Here is a 3,281-nt window from a genome sequence, read left to right on the forward strand (position 1 = left end):
GCGCGGCGCACCATCAATTCCTTGATCTTGCCGATCGCCTTGGTCGGGTTGAGCCCCTTCGGGCACACGTCGACGCAATTCATGATCGTGTGGCAACGGAACAGACGATACGGATCTTCCAGGTTGTCCAGACGCTCGCCGGTCGCTTCATCCCGGCTATCCGCAATGAAGCGATACGCCTGCAGCAAGCCCGCCGGGCCGACGAACTTGTCCGGATTCCACCAGAAGCTCGGGCACGACGTCGAGCAACTCGCGCACAGAATGCACTCGTACAGCCCGTCGAGCTCGTCGCGTTCGACCGGCGACTGCAGACGCTCTTTTTCCGGCGGCGGCGTGTCGTTGATCAGATACGGCTTGATCGAATGATACTGATTAAAAAATTGCGTGAAGTCGCAAATCAGATCGCGCACCACCGGCAAGCCCGGCAGCGGACGCAGCACAATGCGCTGCGGCAGATCGTTCATGTTCTGCAAACACGCGAGACCGTTCTTGCCGTTGATGTTCATCGCGTCCGAGCCGCACACGCCTTCGCGGCACGAACGGCGAAACGACAGCGTCTCGTCGACCGACTTCAGCTTGAGCAGTGCATCGAGCAGCATGCGTTCGTGCGAGTCGATCTCCAGCTCGTAGGTCTGCATGCGCGGGGCTGCGTCCTTGTCCGGATCGTAGCGATAGACTTCGAAGATTCTCTTTGCCATTTCGATTTTCCCTTGTGCCTTAGAAGGTCCGTGCCTTCGGCGGCACCGATTCGACCGTCAGCGGCTTCATCTGCACCGGCTTGTAGTCCAGGCGATCGCCTTCGCTGAACCACAGCGTATGGCGCATCCAGTTCTCATCGTCGCGATGCTCGAAGTCGCTGTGCGCGTGCGCGCCACGGCTTTCCTTGCGCGCTTCGGCCGACACCATGGTCGCGCGCGCGACTTCGATCAGGTTCGCCAACTCCAGCGCCTCGACCTTCGCCGTGTTGAACACCTTCGATTTGTCCTTCAGATGCACGTGCTTCACGCGCGCGGTCAGTTCGTCGATCTTGCTCACGCCCTCTTCGAGCAGCTTCGATGTGCGGAACACGCCCGCATGCGCCTGCATGGTCGAACGAATGTCGTTGGCGATGTTCTGCGTGTATTCGCCCGACGTCGACTTCTCCAGCACCGCGAGGCGTTCGAGCGCGAAGTCGGCGGCATCGGCCGGCAGCGGCTTGTGCTCTTTCAACTCCTTCGCGTGCTTGATGATGTGATTGCCCGCCGCGCGGCCGAACACCACCAGGTCGAGCAGCGAGTTCGTGCCCAGACGGTTCGCGCCATGCACCGAGACGCACGAGCATTCGCCCACCGCGTAGAACCCGTTGACCGGCTCGTTATAACCATTGGACGTACCCACGACCTGCCCGTGCATGTTCGTCGGTATGCCACCCATTTGATAGTGGATGGTCGGCACCACGGGAATGGGCTCCTTGATGCAATCGACGTTGGCGAACTTGAGCGCGATCTCGCGAATCGACGGCAAGCGCTTCATGATCGTCTCGGCGCCGATGTGCGACAGATCCAGCAACACGTGGTCCTTGTTCGGACCCACGCCGCGGCCTTCCTTGATTTCCTGATCCATCGAACGCGAAACGAAGTCGCGCGGCGCGAGGTCTTTCAGCGTCGGTGCGTAACGCTCCATGAAGCGGTCGCCGTTCGAATTGCGCAAGATGCCGCCTTCGCCGCGCACGCCTTCGGTAATCAGTACGCCCGCGCCCGCGACACCGGTCGGGTGGAATTGCCAGAACTCCATGTCCTGCAACGCGATGCCCGAGCGCGCGGCCATGCCCAAGCCATCGCCCGTGTTGATGAACGCATTCGTCGATGCCGCGAAGATACGTCCCGCGCCGCCCGTGGCGAACAGCGTGGTCTTGCCTTCGAGGATATACACGTCGCCCGTTTCCATCTCCAGCGCGGTGACGCCGAGCACATCGCCTTCGGCGTCGCGGATCAGGTCCAGCGCCATCCATTCGACGAAGAAGTGCGTTTTGGCCGCGACGTTCTGCTGATACAGCGTGTGCAACAACGCGTGGCCGGTACGGTCGGCCGCGGCACAGGCGCGTTGCACGGGCTTTTCGCCGTAGTTGGCCGTGTGTCCGCCGAACGGACGCTGATAGATCGTGCCATCCGGATTGCGGTCGAACGGCATGCCCATGTGTTCGAGCTCATACACGGCGTTGGGCGCTTCACGGCACATGAATTCGATTGCATCCTGGTCGCCGAGCCAGTCGGAGCCCTTGATGGTGTCGTAGAAGTGATAGTGCCAGTTGTCCTCGCTCATGTTGCCAAGCGAGGCACCGATGCCACCTTGCGCGGCGACCGTATGCGAGCGCGTGGGAAACACCTTCGACAACACAGCGACCGACAGGCCCGCACGCGCGAGCTGCAGCGATGCGCGCATGCCCGAGCCGCCCGCGCCCACGATGACCACGTCGAAACGGCGACGCGGCAGGGAAGTCTTGATTGCAGCCATGTTCTTTAAACTCTCCAGAGAATCTGTGCAGCGTAGCCGGCGCATCCGACGAGCCAGAGGATGGTCAGCACCTGAAGAAACAGGCGCACGGCCATGGGCTTCACGTAATCCATCCAGATATCGCGAATGCCGACCCACGCGTGATAGAACAGGCAAAGCAGAGTCACGAACGTGGCAAGCTTCATCCACTGCATGGCGAAGATGGACGCCCAGCCTTCATAGGAGAAGCTGTGTGCGGCGAAGAACCAGAACAGCAAAATGACGGTGTACGCCGCCATCACGACGGCGGTGATACGTTGCGCGAGCCAGTCGCGCAGGCCGTAATGCGCGCCCACGACCAGGCGCTTCGGGCCAACTCTGTTTTGGGTTGCCATGGTCTTAGAAGGCTCCGAAAATTTTAAGGGCCATCACAGCCGTGAGAAGCAGCGAGACGACGAGCACGATCAACGCGCTTTGCTTGCCGCCTTCCTTGTTCACGCCGACGTGCGTGTCGAGCAGCAGAAAACGAATGCCCGCGCAGAAGTGATGCAGATACGCCCACGACAGCACGAGCGTGATGATCTTGACGATGGGGTTGGCCAGAAAGCCCTTGAACGCGTCGAAACTGAGTTCCGAGGTCAGGCTCTGATCGAGCAGATAGAGAATGAACGGCAGCGACACGAAAAGCAGCAAGCCGCTGATGCGATGCAGGATGGACACCTTCCCCGCGAGCGGCAAGCGATACTTCGCGAGTTGACCAAGCCCGATGTTCCGGAACTCGGGCCTTGGTTTTTTTACGGCTTCAGCCA

At 60.7% G+C, this 3,281-nt stretch carries 4 protein-coding genes; all 4 read right to left on the minus strand.

Going from position 1 to position 3,281, the window contains the following annotated elements; translation table 11 throughout:
* A partial coding sequence (locus QCE79_RS39055) for a succinate dehydrogenase iron-sulfur subunit (protein WP_250470234.1) occupies positions 1-698 on the minus strand: 698 nt, incomplete at its 3' end.
* Between the two features lie 19 nt (positions 699-717).
* Positions 718-2,493: a succinate dehydrogenase flavoprotein subunit gene (gene sdhA / locus QCE79_RS39060; protein ID WP_244829109.1), complete on the minus strand. Its 1,776-nt coding sequence runs from the start codon at positions 2,491-2,493 to the stop codon at positions 718-720.
* 5 nt (positions 2,494-2,498) lie between these two features.
* Positions 2,499-2,867, minus strand: coding sequence for a succinate dehydrogenase, hydrophobic membrane anchor protein (gene sdhD, locus QCE79_RS39065; RefSeq protein WP_250511816.1), 369 nt, complete (start codon positions 2,865-2,867; stop codon positions 2,499-2,501).
* A gap of 4 nt (positions 2,868-2,871) precedes the next feature.
* Positions 2,872-3,281: succinate dehydrogenase, cytochrome b556 subunit (sdhC, locus tag QCE79_RS39070; protein WP_250470232.1), on the minus strand; the 410-nt coding region annotated here is incomplete at its 5' end.

The organism is Caballeronia sp. LZ003, assembly GCF_031451465.1.
GTDB lineage: Bacteria > Pseudomonadota > Gammaproteobacteria > Burkholderiales > Burkholderiaceae > Caballeronia.